22 protein-coding genes are annotated in these 25,682 nt (G+C 51.7%); 7 read left to right on the top strand and 15 right to left on the bottom strand.

Annotated elements, in window-relative coordinates:
• Positions 1 to 46 precede the first annotated feature (46 nt).
• The 9 genes from ULO1_RS06555 to ULO1_RS06515 all read right to left on the bottom strand — a co-directional run bounded on the left by ULO1_RS06555 (position 47) and on the right by ULO1_RS06515 (position 9,667).
• Positions 47 to 445, bottom strand: a complete 399-nt coding sequence (locus ULO1_RS06555) for a transcriptional repressor (RefSeq protein ID WP_242946581.1) — start codon at positions 443 to 445, stop codon at positions 47 to 49.
• A gap of 65 nt (positions 446 to 510) precedes the next feature.
• Positions 511 to 1,875, bottom strand: coding sequence for a VWA domain-containing protein (locus ULO1_RS06550; RefSeq protein WP_079933215.1), 1,365 nt, complete (start codon positions 1,873 to 1,875; stop codon positions 511 to 513).
• The gene (locus tag ULO1_RS06545; RefSeq protein WP_079906251.1) at positions 1,875 to 2,768 is read right to left on the bottom strand and encodes a MoxR family ATPase; all 894 of its coding nucleotides are present in this window, start codon (positions 2,766 to 2,768) and stop codon (positions 1,875 to 1,877) included. The genes ULO1_RS06550 and ULO1_RS06545 overlap by 1 nt, the downstream gene beginning before the upstream one ends.
• Positions 2,769 to 2,856: 88 nt before the next feature.
• On the bottom strand, positions 2,857 to 4,806 hold the full coding sequence (gene cooS / locus ULO1_RS06540; protein WP_079933214.1) for an anaerobic carbon-monoxide dehydrogenase catalytic subunit: 1,950 nt from the start codon (positions 4,804 to 4,806) through the stop codon (positions 2,857 to 2,859).
• A 100-nt stretch (positions 4,807 to 4,906) separates the two neighbouring features.
• Positions 4,907 to 5,596 (bottom strand): Crp/Fnr family transcriptional regulator, encoded by a 690-nt coding sequence (locus ULO1_RS06535; RefSeq protein ID WP_242947907.1) that lies wholly within the window; start codon positions 5,594 to 5,596, stop codon positions 4,907 to 4,909.
• Positions 5,597 to 5,611: 15 nt separating this feature from the next.
• On the bottom strand, positions 5,612 to 6,877 hold the full coding sequence (locus ULO1_RS06530; RefSeq protein WP_159446840.1) for an HD-GYP domain-containing protein: 1,266 nt from the start codon (positions 6,875 to 6,877) through the stop codon (positions 5,612 to 5,614).
• 23 nt (positions 6,878 to 6,900) lie between these two features.
• Complete coding sequence (locus ULO1_RS06525) at positions 6,901 to 7,746, bottom strand: TIM barrel protein (protein ID WP_078664293.1); 846 nt, start codon at positions 7,744 to 7,746, stop codon at positions 6,901 to 6,903.
• Between the two features lie 78 nt (positions 7,747 to 7,824).
• The gene (locus tag ULO1_RS06520) at positions 7,825 to 8,676 is read right to left on the bottom strand and encodes an LCP family protein (RefSeq protein WP_079906248.1); all 852 of its coding nucleotides are present in this window, start codon (positions 8,674 to 8,676) and stop codon (positions 7,825 to 7,827) included.
• A 1-nt stretch (position 8,677) separates the two neighbouring features.
• The gene (locus ULO1_RS06515; RefSeq protein ID WP_079933212.1) at positions 8,678 to 9,667 is read right to left on the bottom strand and encodes a glycosyltransferase family 4 protein; all 990 of its coding nucleotides are present in this window, start codon (positions 9,665 to 9,667) and stop codon (positions 8,678 to 8,680) included.
• Positions 9,668 to 9,753: 86 nt separating this feature from the next.
• Here ULO1_RS06515 and ULO1_RS06510 point away from each other — a divergent pair, with 86 nt between their 5' ends.
• Complete coding sequence (locus ULO1_RS06510) at positions 9,754 to 10,392, top strand: CBS domain-containing protein (protein WP_079906246.1); 639 nt, start codon at positions 9,754 to 9,756, stop codon at positions 10,390 to 10,392.
• Positions 10,393 to 10,436: 44 nt separating this feature from the next.
• On the opposite strand, the gene ULO1_RS06505 is transcribed toward ULO1_RS06510, so the two are convergent.
• Entirely contained in the window at positions 10,437 to 11,714 is a 1,278-nt protein-coding gene (locus tag ULO1_RS06505) for an ArsB/NhaD family transporter (RefSeq protein ID WP_079933211.1), read from the bottom strand.
• 97 nt (positions 11,715 to 11,811) lie between these two features.
• Here ULO1_RS06505 and ULO1_RS06500 point away from each other — a divergent pair, with 97 nt between their 5' ends.
• Complete coding sequence (locus ULO1_RS06500; protein WP_079933210.1) at positions 11,812 to 12,831, top strand: ABC transporter substrate-binding protein; 1,020 nt, start codon at positions 11,812 to 11,814, stop codon at positions 12,829 to 12,831.
• 3 nt (positions 12,832 to 12,834) lie between these two features.
• Here ULO1_RS06500 and ULO1_RS06495 read toward each other — a convergent pair whose 3' ends face one another.
• Positions 12,835 to 13,506: a Crp/Fnr family transcriptional regulator gene (locus ULO1_RS06495; RefSeq protein ID WP_143311760.1), complete on the bottom strand. Its 672-nt coding sequence runs from the start codon at positions 13,504 to 13,506 to the stop codon at positions 12,835 to 12,837.
• Positions 13,507 to 13,629: 123 nt separating this feature from the next.
• Between ULO1_RS06495 and ULO1_RS06490 the strand changes: the two genes are divergently transcribed.
• Complete coding sequence (locus ULO1_RS06490) at positions 13,630 to 14,499, top strand: NAD(P)/FAD-dependent oxidoreductase (RefSeq protein WP_079906243.1); 870 nt, start codon at positions 13,630 to 13,632, stop codon at positions 14,497 to 14,499.
• A gap of 186 nt (positions 14,500 to 14,685) precedes the next feature.
• Here ULO1_RS06490 and ULO1_RS06485 read toward each other — a convergent pair whose 3' ends face one another.
• Genes ULO1_RS06485 through lon form a run of 3 tightly spaced genes read right to left on the bottom strand, consistent with a single transcriptional unit; the run spans position 14,686 to position 18,655 of the window.
• Positions 14,686 to 15,687, bottom strand: coding sequence for a sodium:calcium antiporter (locus ULO1_RS06485; protein ID WP_079906242.1), 1,002 nt, complete (start codon positions 15,685 to 15,687; stop codon positions 14,686 to 14,688).
• Positions 15,688 to 15,690: 3 nt separating this feature from the next.
• Positions 15,691 to 16,296 carry a ribosome biogenesis GTP-binding protein YihA/YsxC gene (gene yihA / locus ULO1_RS06480; RefSeq protein ID WP_078664302.1) on the bottom strand — a complete coding sequence of 202 codons (606 nt, stop codon included), beginning with the start codon at positions 16,294 to 16,296 and terminating at the stop codon, positions 15,691 to 15,693.
• On the bottom strand, positions 16,283 to 18,655 hold the full coding sequence (gene lon, locus ULO1_RS06475; protein WP_079933209.1) for an endopeptidase La: 2,373 nt from the start codon (positions 18,653 to 18,655) through the stop codon (positions 16,283 to 16,285). Before lon ends, yihA begins: the two co-directional genes overlap by 14 nt.
• A gap of 101 nt (positions 18,656 to 18,756) precedes the next feature.
• Between lon and ULO1_RS06470 the strand changes: the two genes are divergently transcribed.
• From ULO1_RS06470 to ULO1_RS06455, 4 genes are read left to right on the top strand one after another with little or no spacing between them, the layout of a single operon-like run.
• Positions 18,757 to 20,169, top strand: coding sequence for a spore germination protein (locus tag ULO1_RS06470; protein ID WP_159071807.1), 1,413 nt, complete (start codon positions 18,757 to 18,759; stop codon positions 20,167 to 20,169).
• Positions 20,166 to 22,340 (top strand): Ger(x)C family spore germination protein, encoded by a 2,175-nt coding sequence (locus ULO1_RS06465; RefSeq protein WP_079933208.1) that lies wholly within the window; start codon positions 20,166 to 20,168, stop codon positions 22,338 to 22,340. The genes ULO1_RS06470 and ULO1_RS06465 overlap by 4 nt, the downstream gene beginning before the upstream one ends.
• Positions 22,337 to 22,576, top strand: a complete 240-nt coding sequence (locus tag ULO1_RS06460) for a hypothetical protein (RefSeq protein WP_079933207.1) — start codon at positions 22,337 to 22,339, stop codon at positions 22,574 to 22,576. The genes ULO1_RS06465 and ULO1_RS06460 overlap by 4 nt, the downstream gene beginning before the upstream one ends.
• A 30-nt stretch (positions 22,577 to 22,606) precedes the next feature.
• Complete coding sequence (locus tag ULO1_RS06455) at positions 22,607 to 23,983, top strand: PIG-L deacetylase family protein (RefSeq protein WP_079933206.1); 1,377 nt, start codon at positions 22,607 to 22,609, stop codon at positions 23,981 to 23,983.
• On the opposite strand, the gene lonB is transcribed toward ULO1_RS06455, so the two are convergent.
• Entirely contained in the window at positions 23,975 to 25,642 is a 1,668-nt protein-coding gene (gene lonB / locus ULO1_RS06450) for an ATP-dependent protease LonB (RefSeq protein WP_079933205.1), read from the bottom strand. The genes ULO1_RS06455 and lonB overlap by 9 nt on opposite strands.
• Between the last annotated feature and the right edge of the window lie 40 nt (positions 25,643 to 25,682).

The raw sequence follows: 25,682 nt of genomic DNA, 5'->3' as shown, positions 1-25,682 counted from the left end.
ACTGGCACAAGCTACTGTCAGGGGGGTGTTTTTATACAGTTTACCTCTACTGTTGATATTGTTCCCTTTTACAGTGGTTGCAAATCCCGTAAAATTCCAGGCGATGTCCCCGAATTTCCGCCCCACTCACCGCAGCTGCGGAAGTTTCCAGCTGGTGCATTACCGGCAGTTCCAGGTCATAAACCCGGCCACAGTTTTCACAAACCAGATGATAGTGGGGTACCGGATTGCCATCAAAACGGCTGAAACTGCTGCCATAATTCAATTCCAGAATCTCGCCCATTTCCGCCAGCTGGTTGAGGTTGCGGTACACAGTCCCCAGGGACAGGTTAGGAATCTGCTTGCGTGCCTCCATGTAGATCCAGTCAGCAGTAGGATGAGACCTGGTGGAACGCAGAACCTCAAGGATTATCTTTTTTTGTCTGGTCATCCGGGTCTGTTTCATGGCCCCGTCCCCTCTCATAACGATAATCATTTCTAATTACATTATAAAACCTCTACCAGCTATCGTCAAGCAAATGAGAGATGGCGGGACAAAATTTGTTCCAGATGACTGATAGTGTTGCACTCCAGTAAGCGGGCATGTTGCCCCAGTAACCTGGGGGCCCGGGTCAGAGGCCACTCCTTGCGGGGCAGGGTATTGAGCCAGAGGATATGCTTGACCCGTCCCCGCACCTTCTTAAGCCGGGCTGCTGCCTGTTCCAGCCCGGTGGTCTTGCCGTCACTGAGCAAAATCACCAGCGTGGAAGGAGTCAGCACCCGCTGATAATCCCGTTCCAGCTGGGCCAGGGCCTGAGCCAGGTTAGTACCCTGCCCCCAGACCTTGCTGCGGGCCATGATCTCACTCATGGTTTCGGCAAAACCCTGCCTTTGTTTCAATACCGGTGTAATGCGTTCCAGGTCCTCGGCGAAAACGAAGGCTTCCACATCCCGGACCGCTCCGGCCAGACCATAGACGAACTGCAGGACAAACCGGGCATAACGGGCCATGGAACCGGAAACATCACAGATCAGCACTACCCGGGGTTTATCCAGGCGATGATGTCGATATTTGAGCCGAAACATTACTCCCCCGTACTGGATATTGTGGCGAATAGTACGGCGCAGATCCAGTAAACGACGGCGCTGGCTTTGCCGGTAACGGCGGGAAATTTTCACCGCCAGCCGCCGGGTCAGCTGCTGAATCAGGCGGGTTACCCGGGGCAAGTCCTCATCTTCGATGTTCTTCATATCCTGATAGAGCAAGCTATCCTCTTCCGGCACATTCACTACCAGCTGGCTCAGCAGGGCATCCAGCTCCGCATCCCCTGTCTCCAGGGGTTTCAACTGCACCTGCCTGCTTTCCCGTTCTTCCTCTTCAGCCAGCAGTTTGCGTTTCCAGTAATTGAGCTGACTTTGCACCACCCTTTCCATCAGGCCGCGCGGGTCCACAATCTGGTTTCCAGCTGCGTACTGCTGTAAAAAATCCCGCAGTTTTTGCTTTTCCCCTTCCGGCAGGCGGGCATAGGTTTCTTTATCTTCCTGGGATAATTGCAGTTCCTGAGTCCACTCTTCCTCCGGACCGGTGAAAACCAGCTCCGCCTCCGCTTCAGCCAGCTGCTGGGCCTGTTCCTGCTGCTGAGCCGCATACTGGGCTAGCATTTCCGCTACCTGCTCCGGAGGCCGAAAATAACTGGCAAAGGCCTGGCGCACCAGCCGCCGGCTGCGGGCGTCTTTAGCCAGGGTAGTGATGAGAGCAGTCTCTACCTGGGAGCGGCTGGTCCAGTCCACAGCAAGTAAGGCCTCCAGCCCATCCATCACTTCAGCAGTGCTGATACGCAAACTGAGGCTGCGCAGGGCGATAATAAAGCGCAAGTAACGGGCCAGTATATCCATTATTTATCCCTTCTTCCACATCCTGCCCGCTGGCATAAACCAGCACAACCACCGGCTTCCTTGACCATTTCCCGGTCTTCCCGGTGCTTCAGCAGTAAATTCATTGTCTGCTCCAGGTTCCGGGCATTTACTTCTGCTGCGCCCAGGGCCAGCAGTCCCCGGACCCAGTCCAGCGTCTCGGCAATGGAAGGCTTCTTGCTGAGGTCCATTTGCCGCAAAGTCTGAACCACCGCCGCAGCCTGTCGGGCCAACTGTTCCTCAGCTTCCGGCACTCTGGTGCGGATAATTGCCAGTTCCTTGTCATAGGAGGGGTATTCAATGTAGAGATAGGCACAACGGCGCTTTAAACCATCAGACAGCTCCCGTTCCGCATTGGAGGTCAGAATCACAATCGGCCGGGTTCGGGCCACCATGGTCCCCAGCTCAGGAATGGAAACAGTAAAATCACTCAGTACTTCGAAGAGGAAAGCCTCAAACTCCGTTTCCGTCTTATCCACTTCATCGATCAGCAATACTACCGGTTTTTCAGCACGAATGGCCTTGAGCAGAGGCCTTTCCAGCAGATATTCTCCGGAAAAGAGATTATCTGCCCCCGGAGCTACACAGCCCATCTCCTTGGCCATCTGGATAGCAATCAATTGTTTTTGATAGTTCCATTCGTACAGGGCTTTAGCTTCATCCAGACCCTCATAGCACTGCAGGCGCACCAGTTCGGTGTTAAAAATCCGGGCTAATACCTTGGCAATTTCCGTTTTCCCTACTCCAGGTGCTCCTTCAATCAACAGGGGCTTGCCCAGTTTCAACGCCAGATAAACAGTGGTTATGATCTCCTCTTCCCCAATATAACCCTGCTGGCGAAAAGCTTCTTTCAGTTCCGCAACACTGTTAAACATCTTTTCTCCCATCCTTCCCATTCTCTCTTAGAGTTATTATAACACAGAAAGGCAGCAGTCAGCGACTGCCGCCTTCCTTCCTCCCCGGTTAAATGCCCAGGGCCTGGCGCTTTTTCAGAATATGGGCTTCAATGGCATCGGCAGCTTTAACGGGATCCAGTTCCACCAGGAAGCGACCGCCGGTCAGGTCTTCCACATCTTTGGTAAGAATCCTGGTTACCAGTTCAGAGCCCAGTACCGGTGGCGCAGGTGCCAAATGGGTTAGTAAACCAAAGGCTACGGCAAAAGCCCCATCGGCAACTGCTTTTTGTTCCAGATACTCAGGCGCAGAAGCTGCTACCGGCAGCTGGGAAGGATCTACACCCAGGGCATTGGCCAATTCAGTTACCACTACCCCGATACGGCCGATATCCACACAGGAACCGAAGTTCAAAGCAGGAGGAATGCCCAGGGACTGGCAAACCGCCTTCAGACCGGAACCGGCCAGTTCCGCAGCTGCAGGGTCCATCAGACCGGCATTTTCGGTAGCGCTGGACATACAACCGGAATTGATCACCAGAATATCCCGCTTAATCAGCTCTTTAGTGAGGGCGATGCCCATGGAATCATGACCATTGCGGTTGTTGGTGCAACCTACTACCGCGACTACCCCTTTAATAGCACCAGATTTAATAGCATCCAGCAGGGGATTCAGGCTACCGCCCAGAGCAGAAGCTATGCTTTCCAGGCCAAAGCCTGCCACCACCGGCTTCTGGTTGACCGGAATCACCACATCCTTGCCCCGGTTCTTGTAAGCAGCAATGGCCATTTTCACGATTTCCCGGGCCTGTTCTGCCACTTTTTCCGGCTTGTAGTCGATATTGGTTTCCACCCCGGCCATGCGCAGAATGTGGGATACGGAGATCAGTTTAGTGTGGAAGCGGTCAGCCACATATTTCAAGGCCGGAATAGAGCAGTTCATATCCATCATTACCAGATCCACCGCACCGGTAGCAATCATAAATTCCTGGGTTATCCAGTTACCCAGCTGGCCGGCATAGCCGGAACGATTGTGGGCATTTCTCTGCATCAGCTCCTGACCGGTACACATGGAACCATAGACCTTGATGCCTTTGGCGCCAGCGGCTTCCGCCAGCTTAATCAGTTCCGGGTCATTGACGGCCTCAATCACGGCAGTGGCCATCAAAGGCACGTGTCCGTGAGCTACAATATTGACCGTATCAGGATCCAGAATGCCCAGGTCTGCCGCACTCTTCACCAATTTCGGAGAGCCCAGCAGGATGTCCTGCAGGGTGATGGTTGCTACCAGACCCATGTAACCGGCAGCAATGCCAAGCCGCAAAGTAGTGAGTAACAGATCTACCGGGTCACTGGTGATGTTGGACATGGTTTTGGTCAAAGCATCCCGCACCTCGGACAGAGGACCGCCGGGAACAATCCCCAGCTTCTCCCAGGCCTGAATTCTGGTAGGAGGAGCAAACAACTTGACCAGAGCCAGAGGTTCATCGGCTCCTTTGCGCAATTCCACCAGCACAATATCCGCTACCGCTTTGGCCAGTTCATTCACCGGCTGTTCCGGCTCCAGCCCCAGTACCTGAGCCAGAGCTTTCAATTTATCAGGATCGCCAATGGTGAAGGGAGTTTTCCCTTCCGCAGTGGCTTTCAGAGTTTTACACAATTCTTCCAGGTGATGGGTATAGGCTGACACTCCGTGCACTGTTAAACGGGCCAGATTTCGGGCAACAATAGTATCAGCAGTAGCTCCGCAGATCCCGTAAGGAGCTTTGGGAGTAATCCGACAGGGACCATGACTGCACAGCTGGCAGCAGATTCCCTTTTTCCCGAAATCGCACTGAGGCTGTTGAGCCTGATAACGATCAAATACACTGGGTAAACCCAGCTGGTTCATCCTTTCCTGCAGCTGGTTCACTGATTCGTGGGCTGAATAACAGCTATCCGCTGCAGCACAGCTGGCACAACCATGACTTTCCTTATGATTTTGTTTATTGCCACCCAGTAAAAAATCGAAAATACCCATGACCAGGCCTCCTTTAGTTTTGTTCAGGGCTAATTATACCGGAGGCAGACAGCAGGTTACTGTAAGCAAAAACAAAAAAGAGTGTGAGATTGCTCACACTCTACAACCAGCGTTCCAGTTCCTTTTGTTTGAGAATAGTAATTTTTTTGCCTTCCAGTTTAATGATTCCACTGCGGGCCAGGTCCTGCAAAATCCGGGTTGCCGTCTCCCGAGAAGTGCCAGCATAATTGGCCAGTTCCTGACGGTCCAGGTAGAGGTTAATGACTGTGCTTTCCTTGCAAACTGCACACTCACTGCCGAAACTTTCGGCGAGCCTTAGTAAGGTAGAAGCAACCCGACCGTAGGTGTCTTTCTGAACCAGTTCCACCAGCCGTTGCTGGGCTTCCCTGAGTTTTTTGGCCATGTCCTTCAGCAACTGCACCGTCAGGGAGGGATGATGTTCCAGCCACTGGTAAAGATCAGCATTACGGATAATGCCAATCTGGCTTTCCTCAATAGTTTCCGCCGAAGCTGGATAAGGCCCGCCATCAAAAAGGGTAACTTCGGCGAAAATATCACCGGGCTGACGGAAATGCAAAATCTGTTCCTTGCCATCACTGGCCATTTTGTAGATTTTTACTTTCCCCTGCTGGACAAAATGCAAACCCTCTCCGGGCTCCCCTTCCAGAAAAATCAGCATGTCTTTTTTATAATTTCTCACCCTCACCAGTTTGGCCAGTTCGTTCAGGGCCTCTTCCGGCAAACCGGCAAAAAGCGGCAGACGGCGCAAATGTTTACCTGTCAGCTCCACTCAACTCCCCCCTTTTTAACGGATCAATTCCACAAAAACATCTACCAGTTGCGGGTCAAACTGGGTACCCCGGCAATCCAGCAAAATATTAATCGCCTTTTCCTTTGACATCCGGCTGCGATAAGGCCGGTCACTGGTCATGGCATCATAGGTATCAGCTATGGCCATAATCCTGGCCTCAATGGGAATTTCCTCTCCTTTCAGCCCATCAGGATAACCTCGCCCGTCAAAACGCTCATGGTGATGGCGGACCAGTTCGGCGTGTTCAGCAAATACCCTGGTAGAGGCAATGATTTCGGCACCAATTACCGGGTGTTTTTTCATTTCTTCAAATTCTTCCGTGGTCAGGGAATCCTTTTTGTTCAGAATTTGCTCGGGAATACCGATTTTGCCGATGTCATGGAAAAGGGCGGCTTCTTCCAGCAAATCCAGACGCTCCTGAGGCAAATTAACAGCTCTCCCCAGTAAAAGGGCATAGTCAGTCACCCGCATGCAATGCCCGGCAGTATAATGATCCTTGGCATCCAGGGCACTCATCAGAGCTTTAATGGTACCTACATGGATGGCCTCCTGGGCCGCCATGGTCTCATCCAGACGACTGGTCAGACGCCGAATGGCCACATTTTGTTCCTCAATGGTTTTAGCTGCCCGCTTAACAATCTGGTACAGAGATAAATATAAGACCAGAAAGCTGATGCCAATGAAGAAACGACCGAATTTTTGCCCATTGGCAATATACTCGTAGATATTATCCGCTTCCCGATAAACCTCAAATACGCCCAGCGTCTGACCAGAAGCTTTATCGCGGATGGGAACATAAACCTCTATATAGCGCCTGGATGGATCCAGCTCATCTATCTGGTTTTCCGGCTTTTCCATACTGGCAATTTCCGCTACTGTTTTCCCGGCCAGCGCTGTTTTCAAGTCGCTTTCCATAGGAAAGCGTTGACCTATCAAGTCCGTTTTATTAGAATAGATGATCAACCCCTGGGCATTCCAGATTTTGACCAGTTTCATATTCTCTTCATTGGTGATATTTTCTTTGATCACAGTATCGAAAGCATCCAGCCGGGGTCCAATCATGGGCTGGCTGAAATCCTCCGGGCGCAGAGAATAGGAGACAATGATATTGACTAGATCAGCTGTCCGTTCTGCCGACACATTCAGTACCTGTTTTTCGAAAAAAACGGAAAAAGTAATAGCCAGCACCGCCCCCAGCAAACTGATGACAATAAAACTGGAGATACTGAATTGCTTAACTAGAGACATTTTTCTTTTCATCCGGTTTCCCTCTCTCTGCTCCATTATCCCTCAAGATAGAGGTCGCGATAATGACAGGCATCTTCCGCCTGGGTCCCCGCTGATTCGCAGATAATCACCGGAGTTGCTTTCCATGCCTTCAATCCCGGAACCAGCCAGCGAAAATCCGGAGGAATTCCATCCGCTACAGTAGCATGCCGTTTTTCTCCACCGGTTGTGTACTCCACCGGACTGAAATGGACATGCAACTTGCTCAGCACATCCGGGCCCAGACCAGCTGCCAGGTCCTCCAGTACCCGATTCATGCCCGCTTCCGTCTCCAGCTCTCCCTGCAAGAGGGCATTGAGATGCCCAAAATCCACACATGGCAATAGCATGGGGCTGAACTGGCAAAATTCAATCACTTCCGCCAGAGTGCCCACCTGGTTTTTCTTGCCCATGGTTTCCGGGCAAAGATAAACATCCGTCCAGCCCCGGTCTTCCAGGATGGCGATAACCTCCTGTAGCCTCTCTTTGACCAGTTGTACCGCCGTTTCCCGCTCCATCCGGGCCGCTCCGCCGGGATGAAATACCACCCGTTGTGCTCCCAGCCAGCGGGCTGCTTCTACTGACTTGAGCAGGTGTTCCCGGGAGCTGGCCTGAATTTGCGGATCCGGTGAGGCAAAATTAATGTAATAGGGAGCATGAACGCTAAGGAGAACATCATGCTTAACCGCTTCTTCCCCCAGCTGCCTGGCCATCTTTTCCGAAATCCGTACCCCGCGGCTGAGCTGATACTCATAGGCATTTAGACCCAGACTGGCCAGATAGGCAGGCATCTGCAGCGAAGACCTGTAACCGGCAGCATAAAAGGAATCAGGGTTGCCTGCCGCACCAAATCGGATTTTCAACTAACATCGCTCCTTAAATTCCAGCAATATCAATAATGATAATGTATTTCGACAGAAAGGAATAAAATCCTTTTATTTTTATCTGCCTAAAATTTCTTTTACACTTTTTTCAACTGCCGCTCTCTCCACCAGCCAGTAACTGGCTCCGCCGATATAAGCTGGCCGGCCCGGCAGAGTAGCCGTTTTGACCTGGTAACCCTCGATAGTCAAAAAAGCCTCAGCCAGCTGGCTTTTTTCCTGCCAGGATAGATTGCTGGTCACCGCCTGATTGATTTTCAGCCAGACCTGAGGCAGCCGCCCCAGGTTTTGCGGCTTTCTGGCTTCCTGCCAGATAGCCTGGAGCAGTTTTTGCTGCCGCCGGGTGCGGCCGATGTCTGCCTGGGGGTCATGGCGAAAACGGGCATAGCCCGCAGCCTGCTGACCATTGAGTCTGTGCCAGCCTTTTTTGAGATTGATTTCCCCCAGGTCATCCCGCCAGTACATATCTTTTTCCACATAGATAGTTACCCCTCCCAGGGCATCCACCACCTGAGCCAATCCTGCTATATCAGTGATAATATAGCGTTCAATAGCAGTACCCAGCAGGTGATTAACTGCCAGCAACAACCCATCGATTTTCCATTTGAAATAGACCCGGTTAATTCTCCCCATCACACCATCAGGCTGCAATACCCGGGTATCGCGGGGAATGGAAAGAGCGCCAATCTGCTTCTTCTCGGGATCTACCCGCACGGCGATAATGGAATCACTGCGAGGGGTAGGATCGTGAGGGCGCTTGTCCAGTCCTACCAGAAGTACGGTAAAACCCGGTAGCTGGGGTTTACGTACTGCCTGACCGCTAATGGGAGGAGAAATTTTCCCTTCCCGGTACCACCAGATTCCTGCCCCAAAAAGGATGAAAATCAGCAATATCCCCAGCGTACGCCGCATTTCAGGCTACCTCCCTTCTCTGGCCATAGAGCCAGCGCAAGATGATGCCTCCTGCCAGGAGGGCAGTAAAAGAGTAATAGAGATTGATGCCTGACAGGCCGATAGCCAGTAAACCCAGACTGCAAGTTCCGCCATAGAGGACCAGTACCGCCTGCCGCTGGCTTAAACCCCAATCCAGCAGACGGTGATGCAAATGCCCCCGATCGGGGACAAAAACGCCCTGCCCGTTGGCCCGCCGCCGGATAATCGCCAGCAGGACATCACTGATGGGCAAGGCCAGGATAAGTACCGGCACCAGAATGCGTACCAGGGAGAGGGCACCAGCCATTCCTTCCAGAGTTATGGCCGCCAGGGTAAATCCCAGCAACATACTGCCTGTATCCCCGAGAAAAATGCGGGCTGGATGGAAGTTATAAAAGAGAAAGCCCAGTACCGCCCCGGCCAGCACCAGGGCCAGCCGGGCCGCCCGCCATTCCCCGGCCCCGGCAAAAAGCAAGGCCAGAAAAAGGCTGGCAAAAAGGGTAATCCCGCCTGCCAGTCCATCTAAACCATCAGTCAGGTTAATAGTATTGACCAGACCGACGATCCAGAGGATAGAAAATACCGCTCCCAGGCCATCAATATAGAACAGGCCACCAAAAGGATTCACAGCCCACTGACTGTAAAAACCATAGCCCACCAGAATCAGGGCCGCAGCCAGCTGGCCCAGCAGTTTATGCCAGGCTTTCATCCCCCGCCAGTCATCGATTATGCCCAGTAATACCAGCCACAAACTGCTTAAAATCAGCCCTGCCAGCCGGGAATCCAGCCCTACCGCCAGGGGCCAGCCAATAAACAGGCCCAGAGCTATTCCCAGTCCCCCCAGGCGGGGTATAGGCCGGGCATGAATATGACGTCCTCCCGGTTGGGCCACCGCCCCCATTTTTTCGGCTAATTCCATCACCAGGGGCATAGACGCCCAGGTCAAAGCCAGTGCCAGGAAAAAAGGCATAATAACCACCTCCACAGTAATAACTTGCCCCGGCTGACAGGATTTTTTTCATTTGAAGCGAAAACTATAGAGGAGGAGGGGATAAAATGCTGATTGCAGAAATCATGACACCCCAGCCGGTCAGCATCAGTGCTGATGCCCAGGTTGGGCAGGCTCTGGAGTTGATGCGCACTCACAGTGTCCGGCATTTGCCGGTAATCACCAGGGAGGGCAAACTGGTTGGTCTGCTCAGTGAAACCGATATCCTGCGCCTTTTTCCGCGCAAGGAGTTGAGCAAGTATGAAGCCAACTTGCTGGGCCGGACCCCGGTCCGACAAATCATGAAAACCGATCCCCATTTTATTGAACCAACCGCCACGGTTGAAGCAGCAGCCCATCTCTTTGCCAGCTGCCATCTGGATTGTCTGCCTGTGGTGGAGAACCAACGCCTGGTGGGTATTATCACCGAAACCGATGTTTTTCGCATTTTTGCCACCGCTTTCGGTTTTGCCGAACCCGGTACCAGGGTAACCATCGCCCTCCATCCCCGCAAGGGTTTTTTAGCCAGCCTGATCGCTGCCCTTGATAAGTACAATCTCTGGGTGGAGAAACTGGTGGTTTTACCCGATGAAATTGTGCTCAAACTGGCCCAAGAGGATGAAGAGCTGGTAAAATGCGCCCTCAGTGAAGCCGGTTTTCAGGTCCTCCATCTTACCAGTGATCCGCTGGCCTGTCCCTGGACCTAAAAAACCCCCTGGCCTTACCTGCCGGTAAGGTCAGGGGGTTTGACTTAGAAGTAGCGCCAGGTTATATAGATATGGCTTATAACAATCGAAAGCAGCATCAAGGGGAAGGCTACCAGCATAAAGCGCAGGAAACCGATGGGTTTACCCTGACTCTCAGCCATTCCCGCTACAATCACGTTGGCTGAAGCACCTACCAGGGTGCCATTGCCGCCCAGGCAGGCTCCCAGAGCCAGCGACCACCAGAGGGGTTCCAGATTGGCAATCCCGCCGCTCAGGCCTACCTCCTTGATCAAAGGAATCATAGTAGCTACAAAGGGAATATTATCCACAAATGCCGAAGCCAGGGCTGCCACCCAGAGAATCAATCCTGCCGCCAGCTCCGTATCCCCGCTGGTGACAGTCAGAGTCCACTGGGCCAGCCGGCTGATTACTCCCGTTTCCACCAGGCCACCTACCAGGGCAAACAGGCCTACAAAAAAGAAAATGGTTCCCCATTCCACTGTATGAAAAGCTTCCTCCAGATCAATCCGGGAGAGCAACAGCAAGAGTACCGCTCCCCCCATGGCAATGGTGGCTGATTCAATATGAAAAACCTGGTGCAGGAAAAAGCCCAGAATGGTCAAGGCCAGTACTCCCAAAGATTGATAAAGCAATGGTCCCTTTTTCAGTTCTCGCGCCGGATCCAGCTGTAACAGCCGCTGCCGGGTCTCCTCATCGATAACCAGCTGGCGCCGGTAAATCAAAACCAGAATCGGCAAGGTGACTGCCATAAGAATAATCGCCACCGGGCCAAGGTGCAGCATGAAATCAAGGAAACTCAGCTCCTTGACGGCACTACCGATCATAATGTTGGGTGGGTCCCCGATGAGAGTCGCCGTTCCACCTACGTTGGAAGCGATGATCTCGCTGATGAGAAAGGGTATAGGGCTAATCCCCATTTCCCGGCAGAGAGTAAAGGTAACGGGTGCAACCAGCAAAACCGTGGTGACATTATCCAGAAAAGCGGAAGAGCCCGCAGTTAAAAGACTCAGGTAAACCAGCAAAGCTAACGGCCGCCCCTTGGCCAGCCGCACAGATGTCAGGGCCAGATACTCAAAAACTCCGGTTTTGCGAATAATCCCCACAATGATCATCATCCCGATCAATAAGCCAAGGGTATTAAAATCCACATGATGTAACCCCTGCTCCTGGGTCTCTAAACCCAGCAAAATCATAGCCAGACCACCGGCCAGGGCTACAGCTGTGCGTGGCAGTTTTTCCGCCACAATCAGCGCATAGGTGAGAAGAAAAATTCCCGTCGCCAGTTCCATTTTCCCTATCATTTCCTGCCTCCTTTCTTTTTTACCCTTCTATTATAAGTTAAAAATTCATATATTGAAAATAGTGACTCCATACTGATGAAGGAGAGGCGGGTGGAAAATGAACATCTTCAGATGGGTACTGGTTATGCTTATTTCCTTGCTCCTGGCAGGTTGCAGCCTCAGCAAAGAAGCCAAACCCCCTATCACTGAAAAAAAATTAACCCCGGTCCGTTTGACCGAAGCTGTGCGCAGTGTCTATTATGCTCCCCAGTATGTAGCCTTCAGCCAGGGCTTTTTTCAGGCCGAACACCTGGAAGTTCAGCTTCAAACTGCCTGGGGCGGAGATAAATCTCTAGCTTCCCTGTTCAAGCAGGAAACTGATTTTATCCTGGCCGGGCCTGACCTGGTCCTTCAGGCTCGCCGCCAGCACCCTCCTCTGCGGGAATTGCCCGTGGTTTTCGCCCAGTTAACCCGCCGGGATGGTTCCTTTTTAATTGGCCGCCAGCCTGAACCTGATTTCACCTGGAAAAATCTCAAAGGCAAAATGGTTATCACCAGCCGCCGGGGAAGCATGCCGGAAATGTCCCTCGCCTGGCTCTTGCAGCAACAGGGGATTAAACCATATAGGGATGTTACGCTGGTGCAAAATATCCCCTCCGAATGGGTAGAAGGAGCTTTTGTCAGCGGCAGTGGCCATTATCTGCAGGCCTTCGAACCGCTAGCTTCTAAACTGGAAAACCAGGGACAGGGAAAGGTACTGGCCTCTCTGGGCCAGGCTGAGCCAGAATTGCCTTTTGCGGTTTACCTGAGCTTGCCCTCCACTCTGGAATTAAAAAAGACCTCCACCCTGGCCTTCCTGCGGGCCCTGGCCCGGGCCCAGCGCTGGGTGGCAGAACATACCCCGACCGATACGGCCGCTGCCATCAAGCCCTTCTTCCCCGAATACAGCCAGGCAGAACTGGAGCAAATGCTTACCCGCTATTATCAGGCCGGAGTCTGGGCCGAAAGTCCTCTCCCTGCCGCAACTGCTTTTAATAATCTCCAGGAAATGATGGTCAGTACCGGCCAGCTGGCTGCTCCTCTGCCAGAAAAGGAGTTGGTCAATCCAGAGCCGGCCCGCTCAGCCCTGTCCCATTAAAAATTAAAAACATTTGTCCTTGAGCAAATAATATCTCCCCTGTTTGTCAATTCTGCCGCTTTCCTTCAGTTCTTTTAAGGCCTGGACCACAATTACCCGGGAAACTCCCAGCATATCGGCCAGGTCCTGCTGGGTCAGCTGAACCTGGATCACCGTCCCCTGGGGAGTGGAACGACCATGCTCCCGGGCCAGCCGGACCAGTAACTTGCTCAGGCGTACCGGCACGGTATCGGTCAATAACTCCCCCTTGCTTTCCAGAGCCTGATAAAACTTGCTCCCCAGATAGCTAATTAACTGCATGGTCAGGCGGGGCTGAGCCAGCACCGCCTTTTCCAGCTGCTGTCTGCTGATGGTACAGCAGCGGGTGTTCTCCAGAGCGATTGCCGTTACCGGCCAGTTTTGCACTGAAAACAGGTTTTCTTCCCCCAGTACATCCCCTTTGCCAGCAATATCAACAATCACTTCCCTGCCTTCTTCTGTAAACTGGATCAGTTTGACAGAACCCTCTTTGAGCAGAAATACCGTTTCCGCCGGTTCCCCTTGCCGAAACAGTTCCTCCCCTTTTTCCAGGTGCCTTTTCCCTGTATTCTGGCAAATATGCTGGAAAAGATCTTCCTGTACCCCGGCAAAAAGGGGAATATCCCGCAGACAAAAAGCGCATTCCTCCCGCAACACAACCCTCACCTCCAGAATCCCTTGTTTATATTCTCCACTAAATCCCCAATCCCTGCCAGGTCTAACTTTTTCCTCTACCGGTCATACTATGAAAGAAACACAAGCAACAGAAAGGGGATTGGCATGGAGGATAAAATCTATGATATCGCCATCATCGGCTGCGGCCCCGCTGGCCTTTCAGCCGCCATCAATGGTCAGATTCGCCGTAAGTCCATCATCCACTTCGGGACAGATTTTTGTTCCCCTAAATTACATAAAGCCCCCCGGGTGGACAATTACCTGGGCCTGCCGGAAATGAGCGGAGATGAAATGCGCCAGCGTTTTCTCGCCCATTACCAGAGTCTGGGGCTCAATATCCTGCCCCAGCAGGTTACTCAGGTCGCACCTCAGGGAGAAGTTTTTGGCCTGCTGGCCAAAAATGAATTCTACCAGGCCAGAACGGTGATTATCGCCACCGGCATACCTATGGCCCGCTTTTTGCCTGGAGAACAGGAACTGCTGGGCAAAGGAGTAGGCTATTGTGCCACTTGCGATGGTCCCCTTTATCAGGGTAAAACAGTAGCCTACATAGCCGAAAATCCCAAAGGGGAAGAAGAACTGCCTTTCTTGACCCAGATCTGCGGCAAAGTCTACTATCTTCCCCTTTATGAAAAGAATATAGGTTTTCAAGCTGCCAATCTGGAGGTTGTGTTCATTAAGCCCAGGGCAATCCATGGTCAGGATAAGGTGGAGGCCCTGGAGCTGGCCGACGGTACCCGGCTGACAGTGGATGGAGTTTTTCTGGAAAAAGAGACCTTACCACCCGGTCAACTGATTCCAGGGCTAGAGCTGGAGGATAACCATATTAAAGTCAACCGCCAGCAGGAAACCAATCTCCCAGGTGTTTTTGCCGCCGGGGACTGTACCGGTACCCCCTACCAGCTGGCCAAGGCTGTAGGAGAAGGGCTGGTAGCGGCTCTGGCAGCAGTGCGCTATCTGGATCGACAGCAATAAAAACAAGGGCCCCGGTCATGACCGGGGCTTTAACATGGGGAGAGGATGGATGAGTGGGTGTGGGTCTATGGTATTGGAGTTCAAAAATGAACTCCAAACTTGTAAACTTTTTTACATTTTCGCTAATGAGTGTTATTATCGTTTACCGCAACTTAATTATATCCTCTCCCCCGCTTCTTGTCAATATCACTGGCTAAAGGCGATTAACAAAAATAACCCGTAAAAAATACCGCCTGCCAGCAAGGTAAAGGCACTAATCCTGCCTTTGATGTTCATCAAAAGATAAACATAACCTGCGGAGGCCAGAGCAAAAAAGGAGCTAATAAGCGGTAAAGAAGGCCAGGTAAATTGCCAGGGGGTCAGGAAGATCCCCAGAGCGGGAATAACTGAACTCTGGAAAACCATTGCCCCGGAAATATTACCCAGCGCCAGAGTGTCCCTTCCCTGCCGAATCCAGATTACTGAATTGAACTTTTCCGGTAACTCAGTGGCAATGGGCGTGATAATCAGGGACAGGACCAGCGGCGAAATACCCCAGTGTCCCGAAAGAACTTCCAGAGATTTGACGAAATACTCAGCCCCCAGTACAATGGCCCCTAAAGCAGTTACAACCTGTAACAGGATTATGCCCAGGGCGGGGTTGGGATTATTTCTGGCAAAGGTGAGAGGAGAAAGGCATTCACATTCTACCCCTTCCTCATCCTGAATGGTTTTATAAGCATAAATAATATAGGCTCCCAGCAAGGCCACTGCCACTGCCAGTTTCAACTGCCTTATAGTCAGGAATGAAGCCACAATGGCCAGAGCATAGACCAGCAAGAAGAAACGCAAATCCCGGCCAACTACCCTCTTATCCACTGTCATCCAGGTGCGGCTGGGGCGCCGATAGGCAAAAGCCAGAGCTGCCAGCCCGGACACACAAAAAGCCAGGGTTCCCAGCATAAACGGAGCTCCCAGAATAGCTCCAATACCGATTTCTGTACCAGCCTCCCGGCCAGCGTTGAAGAGAATGGCTATAATGGGTACCAGGGTTTCCGGCAGGGCCGTCCCCACCGCTGCCAGAATACTGCCCACCGCCCCTTCGTTCATTCCTAATCGTTTCCCCAGCCATTCCACCCCGTTGGTGAACAGCTCTGCTCCTAACAAAATTACTCCCAAACTGACCAGGAGAATACCGATTTCCAGCATGCCTCAGCCTCCGTTCTCCTCAGTAATTCCTGCGGCCCGGGCCAGCCAGTCCCATACTTCTTCCCGACCCTGCCTGGTCTCTGCCGAAAAGGGCAGCAGCTGGTGTTCCGGTTTTAACCCCAGCTCATTCCTGATAATCTTCAGGTGTTTGGCCCATTGCCCCCGGCTGATTTTATCCGCCTTAGTGGCTACCACCAGGGTCGGTTTGTTGAAGTAGCAGAGCCAGTCATACATCATCACGTCATCCCGGGTAGGGGGATGGCGAATATCCACCAGCAGCACCACTGCCACCAGCTCCCGGCGTTGATTGAGATAGGCTTCAATAAAACGTCCCCAGCGCTCCCGTTCCGCCCTGGAAACCCGGGCAAAACCATAGCCGGGCAAATCCACGAGGTAAAGCAGGTCATTGACACTATAAAAATTGATGGTCTGGGTTTTGCCCGGCTGGGAACTGGTACGGGCCAGGTTTTTTCTCTGCACCAGGGTATTGATAAGAGAAGATTTGCCCACATTGGAACGGCCGGCGAAGGCAATTTCCGGCCGGCCGTCCTGAGGATATTGTTCTGCTTTGACTGCACTAACAGTATATTCTGCCTTAATGATTTTCATGCTGTTCCTCACCACACCTGGGAGCTTCGGTTTCATTCCAGACTATGGCTTCTTTCAAGACCTGGTCCATATGGTCAACCAGGACGAACTTGAGCTTTTTGCGCACATTCGCTGGAATTTCCTCCAGGTCTTTCTTGTTTTCGCTGGGTAAAATTACCGTGGTAATTCCGGCCCGGTGGGCAGCCAGCACTTTTTCCTTGACCCCGCCTATGGGCAGAACCCGTCCCCGCAGGGTAATTTCCCCCGTCATGGCTACATCACAGCGCACCGGTTTGTTGAGCAGAGCTGAAGCCAGGGCCGTGGCCATGGTAATCCCCGCCGAAGGCCCATCCTTGGGAATAGCTCCCTCCGGTACGTGGATATGGATATCAGTGTTTTCGTGGAATTCAGGGTCAATTCCCAGCTGTTCGGCCCGGGAGCGCACATAGGTAAAGCCTGCCTGGGCCGACTCTTTCATGACATCCCCCAGCTTGCCTGTCAGGGTGAGCTTGCCCTTTCCTTTCATCAGGGAAACCTCAATGGCCAGGGTGTCTCCCCCTACTTCCGTCCAGGCCAGACCGGTAGCTACTCCCACTTCATTGGCCTTTTCCGCTGTACCATAGCGGAAACGGGGAATACCAAGGTATTGCTCCAGATTCTGCACCGTGACCTTGACGGTTTCTGCCTCTTCCTGTACAATCTGACGGGCCGCTTTCCGGCAGAGAGCAGCCACTTGCCGTTCCAGGTTGCGAACCCCGCTCTCCTTGGTATACTGCCGGATGATGCGGCGGATAACATTTTCCGAAACCTGCAATTGTTCCGGTTTCAGCCCATGTTCCTTGACCTGCTTGGGCAAAAGATAACGCAGGGCGATTTGTACTTTTTCCTCCTCGGTATAACCGCTGACATGAATTACTTCCATCCGGTCCAGCAAAGGCCGCGGAATGCTATACAGATTGTTGGCAGTAGTGATAAACATCACCTTGGATAAATCAAAGGGCACTTCCAGGTAGTGATCGACAAAATTAGCATTTTGTTCCGGGTCCAGCACTTCCAGCAGAGCCGCCGACGGGTCTCCCCGAAAGTCCATGGACATTTTATCGATTTCGTCCAGACAGAAAACTGGGTTTTTGGACCCTGCCTGTTTGATACCCTGAATGATGCGGCCAGGCAATGCGCCTACATAGGTGCGGCGATGGCCGCGGATTTCCGCTTCATCCCGTACCCCACCCAGGGACATGCGAATATATTTGCGCTCTAACGCCCGGGCTATGGATTTGACCAGGGAGGTTTTGCCCACCCCCGGCGGGCCTACCAGACAGAGAATAGGACCTTTCATCTTCTTGGCCAGTTTGCGAATAGCCAGATATTCAAGGATGCGCTCCTTGACCTTTTCCAGGCCGTAATGGTCCTCATCCAGAATCTGTTCTGCCCGTTTGATGTCAATGCGATCTCTGGTTTCTTTGGCCCAGGGCATAGCCAGGAGCCAGTCCAGATATGTACGAATCACAGCGGTCTCTGCCACCATGGGAGGCATTTTTTCCAGCCGCTCTACCTCTTTCAAGGCTTTTTCCTCTACTTCTTTCGGCATTTTGGCGGCCTTGATCTTTTCCCGGTATTCCTCACTTTCTGCTACCCGTTCGTCCTTTTCTCCCAGCTCCTTCTGGATGGCCTTGATTTGCTCCCGCAAATAGTACTCCCGCTGGGACTTTTCCATCTGTTTGCGGACGCGGATATTGATGCGCCGTTCCAGCTCCACGATTTCCAGTTCCTTGCCGACGATTTCACAGAGTTTTTCCAGCCGTTCTGCCACGGAGAATGCTTCCAGGATAGCCTGCTTTTCTTCTACCTTCAGACTCAGGTGGGAAGCAATGATATCCGCCAGACGCCCAGGTTCGTCCAGATTGATCAGTCCGGCCAGAGTTTCCGGAGGAATTTTTTTACTGATCTTAACGTATTGCTCAAACTGGTTGAGCAAAGTACGCATCAGGGCTTCAGTTTCCGGGGTTTTTCTTTCTTCATCCATATGTTCTTCGACTTCAACCTGGAAGAATGGTTCTTCCGCTATGTACTTTCGAATCCGTGCCCGGGCCAGACCTTCCACCAGCACCCGAATGGTACCTCCCGGTAATTTGAGCAATTGCTTGACTTCCGCAATGGTTCCAATAGCATAAACATCTTCCGGACCGGGATTATCATTTTGTGCTTCTTTTTGAGTGGTCAGGAAAATCAAGCGCTCCTGAGTCATGGCCTCATCGATGGCTTTGATGGATTTTTCCCGTCCCACATCGAGATGAATGACCATGTGAGGAAAGACCAGAATACCGCGCAGAGGCAGCAATGGTAGTGTCTTGTTTTCTTTACTGGCAGCAGCTGCCATATTTTCACCTCCAAACCCCTATGACACTATCGTTAGTATATTCTATCATAAGATTTTTCATCAAACAAACAGTACATAATAATGGGGGAGGTGAGCAGGATATGGCAAATCCCACAATTTCCACTCTATTAGAAAAAAATATCAAATTCCTTGAAAATCTTTTCAGCCCCAGCTCCGATTTGCAAATCCGAACCTTTCATACCCGCCATGGTAAAGGGGCCCTGGTGTTTTTTGAGTCCCTGGTCACTAAAAAGACCGTCAGTGACCAGGTTCTTGCTCCCCTTCTTCTGCATCTACCCAAACTGGAAATGATTAATTATGAATCCCTCCTGACCATCCATGCTCTGGAAAAATACGATAGCTGGCAGGAAGCCATTCCGGCCCTACTCAATGGTAGCTGTTTGCTTTTATTGCAAAACCAGCGTTCCTGTTATGGCCTGGAAGTTAAAGGCTATCCTGATCGTCAGGTAACTGAACCGGAATCGGAAACAGTAGTCCGTGGTCCCCGGGAAGGTTTTGTGGAAAATCTGTTGACCAATATCAGCCTGATTCGGCGCCGGCTCAATACTGTCGACCTGAAAGTGGAATTAATGGAAATCGGTGACCTGGCACCGACCAAAGTCGCTGTTATCTATCTGACCAGCACCACCCGCACCGATCTGGTCCTGGAAGTAAAAAAACGCCTGCAGGCCATCAAATTGCCTACCGTCCTGGAGTCAGGTTATCTGGAGGAGTTTATTGAAGATAACAAATACAGTGTCTTTCCCCAAATCGCCCATACTGAACGGCCTGACCGGGTGGTAGCCAATTTGCTGGAGGGCAGGGTGGCCATCTTATGTGACGGCACTCCTTTTGTGCTGATTATCCCCACTACCTTTAACCAGTTCTGGCAGGCCAATGAGGATTATTATGAACGCTATCCCATTGCTTCACTGATTCGTACTATTCGTCTGGCTTCCTTGCTTTTGTCCTTGCTGTTGCCTTCCCTTTTTGTGGCGGTAATCAGCTTTCATCCGGAAATGCTGCCTACTGTTTTACTCCTGAATTTTATGCAACAACGGGAAGGCGTCCCTTTTCCCATCTTTGTCCAGGCATTGATCATGGAAGTTTCTTTCGAAGCCCTGCGGGAAGCCGGGGTGCGCTTACCCCGGGCCGTGGGTCAGGCTGTCAGTATTGTCGGGGCTCTGGTTATCGGTGAAGCAGCGGTAAAGGCTGGCCTGGTAGCTCCTGCCATGGTAATCATGGTGGCAGTTACCGGTATTGCATCCTTTGCTGCCGGCAATTACCCCCTGGCTATCGCTATGCGGCTTTTGCGCTTCCCCATGTTAGCTTTAGCAGCTATCCTTGGCCTTTATGGCATTATGCTTGGGGTAATAATGATAGTGCTGCATGTTACCAGCCTGCATTCTTTCGGACAGCCCTATATGTCACCGATCGCCCCCCTTAATATTCAAGGTCTGAAGGATTTTATTCTGCGGGTACCCATCTGGTTTAACAGGAGGCAAAAAACATGACTCCCTGGCAAGCGATTCTGCTGGGCGTTTCCGCTATCTTTTCCACATCTATTCTATTCGTACCGGCTATTACCACCCATCATGCCCTGAATGACAGCTGGTTATCTGCTGTACTGGCTACTCTGGCCGGCTTCTTGCTGGCCGAAATCCAGGTCAGACTCCAATCTTATTATCCCGGTCAACATTTACTGAGCATCCTGCGCCAGACATGGGGCAAACTGGGCTGGCTTATTGGTCTTGGCTATGCTTTCTGGTTTTTCCATGTCACCATTGAAGTTTTTCAGGAATTTACTACCATTCTGGTGGCGGTCTTTATGCCGGAAACGCCTAAAATGATTTTTTTCCTGACCATTCTGGTTCCTATTCTCTACTGCCTGAACCTGGGAATTCAGACCCTGGCCCGGACTGCAGAAATTTTTCTGCCTGTTTCTTTTATATTTTTCGTAATTTTAGCTCTCCTGGCTTTGCCTAACTATCAGTTTGGTAACCTGCTTCCCTTTCTGGATCGAGGCTTTTTACCGGTGCTGAAAGGTGCAGTTACTCCTGCCAGCTGGTTTGCGGAAATAGTCTGTCTATCTTTTCTCATCTATCATGGTAATCAACAAACCCAAAGACGGGGGCGAAAAATTGGCTATGGAATCATAGCCATCTGTGGATTTTTGTTTACCATAAATGTTATCGGGATTGTTTCCATTTTCGGCCCCTTATATGTCCGTAAACTGGTTTTCCCAACTTTGAGTGGAGCCAGGGTAATTTCCCTTTTTAATTTTCTGGAAAGACTGGAATCCCTTTTTCTTTCCTTCTGGATTCTTACAGTATTCGTTAAACTGGCAATCTGGTACTGGTTGACCTGTTTTGCTATCAAGGATATTTTTAATCTCAAAAGCCGGGAAGTAACTATTGGTTTGCTGCTATTACCTCTAATGGTCGCATCCAATTATTTTCTCTATGATAATATTTCCCAGCTGGTTGCCTTTCTGGGTGGCATCTGGCCAGTCTATACCCTGCTGACCTTTGGTTTTGTCATTCCCTTTTGTTTGCTGTTATGGCTGGCAGGCCGTAAACTGCTCTTTCCCCTCCTGATTTTTCTGCTGCTTTTTAATAGTGGCTGCTGGAGTATTAAAGAATTAAACCGCCGCGCAGTAGCACTGGGCCTGGCCATCGACCCCGGCCCCGGTAACACCCTGCGCCTGACGGCAGAAGTAATAAAACCTGAACAAAGTGCCGGGGAAGTAGCCCCAACCCAGCGCCGGATCCTGGTTTCCAGCAGTGGGGAAACGATTTTTGCTGCGGCCCGCAATTTATCCCTCTCGGTATCCCGGGAACTCTACTGGGGGCATGTTATTGCGGTTTTGATTAACGAAGATCTGGCCAGAGAAAATCCGGGCAAACTGCTGGATTTTTTCACCCGTTACCCGGAAATCCGGGAAAATGTCTGGCTTTTTGTTACTAAAGGTTCAGCAGCCAGATTTCTGGCTGCCAGACCGCAATTTGAAACTTCCATGGCCCAGCAAATCGGGTTTCTGGCTACCACTTCCGGTGGCTATAGCCTCAGACTATATCAGTTCATTAATCAATGGATCGATCCGGAAATAACTCCGGTCCTGGGTTTACTGGAATTGAAAGGACAGAATCCTGTTTTCGGGGGACTGGCTGTTTTTGACAATTCTCGACTGAAAGGGTTTTTATCGGTCAATGAAATGCGGGCTTATATGTGGTTGATCAATGAAATCAAAAACGGGGCAATCACCATTGACCTGAGAAACAATAAGAAATTAACAGTACAGATTCGCCTGGCCGAATGCAGCAAGGAACTGGTCAAATCCCGGCCCTTAACCTTTAAACTTAAGATCAGACTAAAAGCCAATTTAACAGAACAACAAACCCATATCAATTTAGCTAACCCTGAAGCTTATAAAAAAGTGGAAAAATTATTGGCCCGGGATTTGACCATCCGCCTCAACAGCACCATTAACAAATTCAAACACTGGCAGGTTGACCCGCTGGGCCTGGGCAAAACCTTCCATCGCCAGCAGCATCACCTCTGGCATCAATATGAAAAGAACTGGCCTGACCTGATTGCCAGCAGCCAGATCCTGATTCAGGTCAATGTCAATCTGGAAAATATCGGCCTTACCAGTCAATCCTTTACAAGGGAGGAAACGAGATGACCCCCAGTGCACTGCTCTGGTTCAGTTTTTTGGCGATTCTGGCTGCCAGCTTACCTGCAGTTTTTCGTTTCTGGCAACAGGAAAGTTCCCGTACCGCAAAAATCCTGCTCAGCCTGCTCTGGTTAAGCGGAATTGGCTTATTAATGCTGGCAGCTCTGGCACTACCTTTACCTAATCTGGATCAATTTGTCACCAGACTCTTTCAGCCTCTTGCCCACAAAATCGGCCTGATATGATATAATAGCCCTTGTAAGGGAGGGCTAACAATGGTCAATTACCGCTTGAAATATCCCCTCTTGCTTTTTCTACTGGCTACTGCTGTCAGCAGCCTGCTCTGGTGGTGGCAACCCCAGGTTATTTTCACCGCTGCTGCTCTGTTCAAATCAGAACAGGTCGGTTATACGCCCCTGCAGCTTAATCCAAACCAGCGCCTGCTGGTGATCGCACCTCATCCTGATGATGAGGTGCTGGCCACCGGGGGGTTGCTGGCGATGGCTCACGCCCAGGGCCTGCCCGTCAAAGTAATCGTGGTAACTATGGGCGACAGTTTTAAACTGGCCTGTGAACACAGCAGCGGTAAAATAGAACCGACTGCAGCTGATTTTTTCCGTCTCGGCCTGCAGAGGTGGCAGGAAAGCAGGCAAGGACTGACCCGCCTGGGTCTTAAACCTGACCAGCAAGCCGTCTACCTGGGTTTTCCTGATGGAGGCCTGCGTTTCCTCTGGGAACAATCCTGGCAAAAACCCCGGCTCAGCGGCGGAGTGCGTACCGATAAAGTCCCCTATCCCCAGGCCAGACAGCCCGGTCTGAGTTATACAGGAGAAAATCTGCTCCAGTCCCTGCAGGCAGAAATTCGGGCTTTTCAACCTACGGATATCTTCTATCCGACTCCGGCTGATGAGCATCCCGACCACTGGGCGGTAGGCACCTTTACCGAAATAGCCCTGCAGGAATTACAGCTGCCCGTCAGGCGCCATACCTACCTGGTCCACCATGTGGCCTGGCCGGCATTGTGGGCAGCAGAACCAAACCGGGAGGCAGAACCGCCTCCACGCCTGGTCGGACCGGAATTTAACTGGGAAAGGCTGCTGTTAAATGATGAAGCCAAAACCGCCAAGGAACAGGCTCTGTCCGCCCACCGCTCCCAGTTGCAGGTGATGGGACCATATTTAAAAGGATTCTTGCGGGCATCAGAAATCTTTTTGGCCTGGTCCAAATACCAGTTGCCCTTTAGCATGCCCGATGGTGAACTGGATCATGTCCGGATGCGGTTAAAGCCGGGCCAGGATATCAAAGCCCTTGCCATCCAGCCCACAGCCTCAGGTTGGACTGCTAACTTACAGCTCTATGGAACCCCTGAACGCAGTAGTTCCTATCGTTTATACCTCTGGCTTTACCGAAATCAACATCCTCTGGCCCATCTGCTGCTGGAAAGGGATACTGCAAAGGTCCTCTGGGCAACTGCTGCGTACGACCTGGCAACAAAAAAAGTCCCCTTTCACTGGCAGGAAAAGGGACTGGAATGGCAAATACCTTCCGAACTATTAGGCCAGGCCAACCGGGTGTTGCTGGCCGGCATGACTGGCAGCAACGGCAAGCAAATTGCGGACAAAACCGGCTGGTACTGGGTAAAACTACAATGACATGGCCGCCAGGGTTTGACCCTGGCTTTTTTCTTCTCGCACCAGGATAGCATGCCGGATGACCTCGGAAATGTGTTTAACGGGAATTACTTCAATATCTTTGATTTCCGCCAGCAGCTGTTGATAGTTATCCTGGGGAATCAGCACTTTTTCTGCCCCGGCCTGACGGGCCGCTTCCACTTTGGCCACAATTCCACCTACTGGCCGCACCAGGCCTCTTAACGAGACTTCTCCGGTCATGGCTACCCGGTTGTCTACCGGTAAATTGCGCACTGCCGAATAAATGGCGGTCAGGATACTGATTCCGGCTGAAGGTCCATCGATAGGAGTGCCCCCGGGGAAATTGAGGTGAATGTCATAATCCAGGGCCTCAATCCCCAGGTAACGGCGAAGAACAGTAAGGACATTATCCACCGAAGCCCGGGCCATGGATTTGCGGCGCAGGGTCTTGCCCCCGCCCCCCAGTTCTTCTTCTTCCACCAGACCGGTCATCAGCACCCGCCCCGTCCCCGGAGTGACGGGAATTACCGTGGCTTCCACTTCCACTACGGTACCCATGCCCGGTCCATAGACAGCCAGTCCATTGACCAGACCCACCTGGGGCGCCAGGGGGATTTTTTTCTCCGGCCGGGGACTGTACTGGCCGCTGTTAACCACCCATTCCACATCCGCCACCCGAATCAGATTGCGTCCTTCGGTCAAAGCCAGACCGGCAGCGATTTGCACCATATTGACCGCTTCCCGGCCATTGGTGGCATACTTTTTAATCACATCCACAGCCCCTGCTTCCACAGGCATCTTGATTTTTTCTGCCGCGTTGGCCGCTATGACCCCTATTTCTTCAGGCAGCAGGGCCCGGAAAAAAACCTCCATACAGCGGGAACGCAAAGCCGGAGGCAATTCCTGGGGCAGGCGGGTAGTGGCTCCCACCAGACGAAAATCCGCTGGCAGTCCATTCTGGAAGATATCATGAATATGGGAAGGGATATTGCCATCTTCCGCACTGTAATAGGCTGACTCCAGAAAAACCTTGCGGTCCTCCAGGACTTTTAACAATTTATTCATTTGTACCGGATGCAATTCTCCGATTTCGTCAATAAACAAAATCCCTCCGTGGGCTTTGGTTACTGCCCCCGGCTTGGGTTGTGGAATACCCGCCATGCCCAGGGGGCCTGCCCCCTGATAAATGGGGTCATGGACTGAGCCGATCAGGGGATCGGCAATCCCCCGTTCATCAAAACGGGCGATAGTGGCATCCAGTTCCGTGAAGGTAGCTTCCGGTCCAAAGGGAGAAAGGGGATTGCGTTTGGCTTCTTCCAGCACCAGCCGCGCTGCTGCGGTTTTCCCTACCCCCGGCGGACCATAGATGATAACATGCTGGGGATTAGGTCCGCACAAAGCTGCCCGCAGAGCTTTTAAACCTTCTTCCTGGCCGATGATTTCCTCGAAGCGGGTTGGACGGGTTTTTTCCGCCAGGGGTTCAGTCAGGGATATGCGCCTGAGCTGCTGGAGTTTCTCCATTTCCTTCCGGCTTTCCCGGTTGACCGCAATTTTGGTGCCCTGCTGGGCCTTGAGCAAGTTCAAAAAGTAGAGTCCGATCACAATGGCAAAAAAAAGCTGAATCAAGCCTACAATGCCACTGATGCCAATGGAATTCATAAAAAATCACCTCCGGTTGGTCTACTTAGATATTATTACC

Origin of the sequence: Carboxydocella sp. ULO1, from assembly GCF_002049255.1 — a bacterium.
Lineage (GTDB): Bacteria > Bacillota.
The sequence above is the reverse complement of the archived record's forward strand: the minus strand, read 5'-3'. Positions and strand labels throughout refer to the sequence as shown.

What these genes read in the sequence shown, in the direction of transcription:
- ULO1_RS06555 (WP_242946581.1), bottom strand. Translation starts at nt 445, where the DNA reads ATGAAACAGACCCGGATGACCAGACAAAAAAAGATAATCCTTGAGGTT.
- ULO1_RS06550 (WP_079933215.1), bottom strand. Translation starts at nt 1,875, where the DNA reads ATGGATATACTGGCCCGTTACTTGCGCTTTATTATCGCCCTGCGCAGC.
- ULO1_RS06545 (WP_079906251.1), bottom strand. Translation starts at nt 2,768, where the DNA reads ATGTTTAACAGTGTTGCGGAACTGAAAGAAGCTTTTCGCCAGCAGGGT.
- cooS (WP_079933214.1), bottom strand. Translation starts at nt 4,806, where the DNA reads ATGGGTATTTTCGATTTTTTACTGGGTGGCAATAAACAAAATCATAAG.
- ULO1_RS06530 (WP_159446840.1), bottom strand. Translation starts at nt 6,877, where the DNA reads ATGAAAAGAAAAATGTCTCTAGTTAAGCAATTCAGTATCTCCAGTTTT.
- ULO1_RS06520 (WP_079906248.1), bottom strand. Translation starts at nt 8,676, where the DNA reads ATGCGGCGTACGCTGGGGATATTGCTGATTTTCATCCTTTTTGGGGCA.
- ULO1_RS06515 (WP_079933212.1), bottom strand. Translation starts at nt 9,667, where the DNA reads ATGCCTTTTTTCCTGGCACTGGCTTTGACCTGGGCGTCTATGCCCCTG.
- ULO1_RS06510 (WP_079906246.1), top strand. Translation starts at nt 9,754, where the DNA reads ATGCTGATTGCAGAAATCATGACACCCCAGCCGGTCAGCATCAGTGCT.
- ULO1_RS06505 (WP_079933211.1), bottom strand. Translation starts at nt 11,714, where the DNA reads ATGATAGGGAAAATGGAACTGGCGACGGGAATTTTTCTTCTCACCTAT.
- ULO1_RS06500 (WP_079933210.1), top strand. Translation starts at nt 11,812, where the DNA reads ATGAACATCTTCAGATGGGTACTGGTTATGCTTATTTCCTTGCTCCTG.
- ULO1_RS06490 (WP_079906243.1), top strand. Translation starts at nt 13,630, where the DNA reads ATGGAGGATAAAATCTATGATATCGCCATCATCGGCTGCGGCCCCGCT.
- ULO1_RS06485 (WP_079906242.1), bottom strand. Translation starts at nt 15,687, where the DNA reads ATGCTGGAAATCGGTATTCTCCTGGTCAGTTTGGGAGTAATTTTGTTA.
- yihA (WP_078664302.1), bottom strand. Translation starts at nt 16,296, where the DNA reads ATGAAAATCATTAAGGCAGAATATACTGTTAGTGCAGTCAAAGCAGAA.
- lon (WP_079933209.1), bottom strand. Translation starts at nt 18,655, where the DNA reads ATGGCAGCTGCTGCCAGTAAAGAAAACAAGACACTACCATTGCTGCCT.
- ULO1_RS06470 (WP_159071807.1), top strand. Translation starts at nt 18,757, where the DNA reads ATGGCAAATCCCACAATTTCCACTCTATTAGAAAAAAATATCAAATTC.
- ULO1_RS06465 (WP_079933208.1), top strand. Translation starts at nt 20,166, where the DNA reads ATGACTCCCTGGCAAGCGATTCTGCTGGGCGTTTCCGCTATCTTTTCC.
- ULO1_RS06460 (WP_079933207.1), top strand. Translation starts at nt 22,337, where the DNA reads ATGACCCCCAGTGCACTGCTCTGGTTCAGTTTTTTGGCGATTCTGGCT.
- ULO1_RS06455 (WP_079933206.1), top strand. Translation starts at nt 22,607, where the DNA reads ATGGTCAATTACCGCTTGAAATATCCCCTCTTGCTTTTTCTACTGGCT.
- lonB (WP_079933205.1), bottom strand. Translation starts at nt 25,642, where the DNA reads ATGAATTCCATTGGCATCAGTGGCATTGTAGGCTTGATTCAGCTTTTT.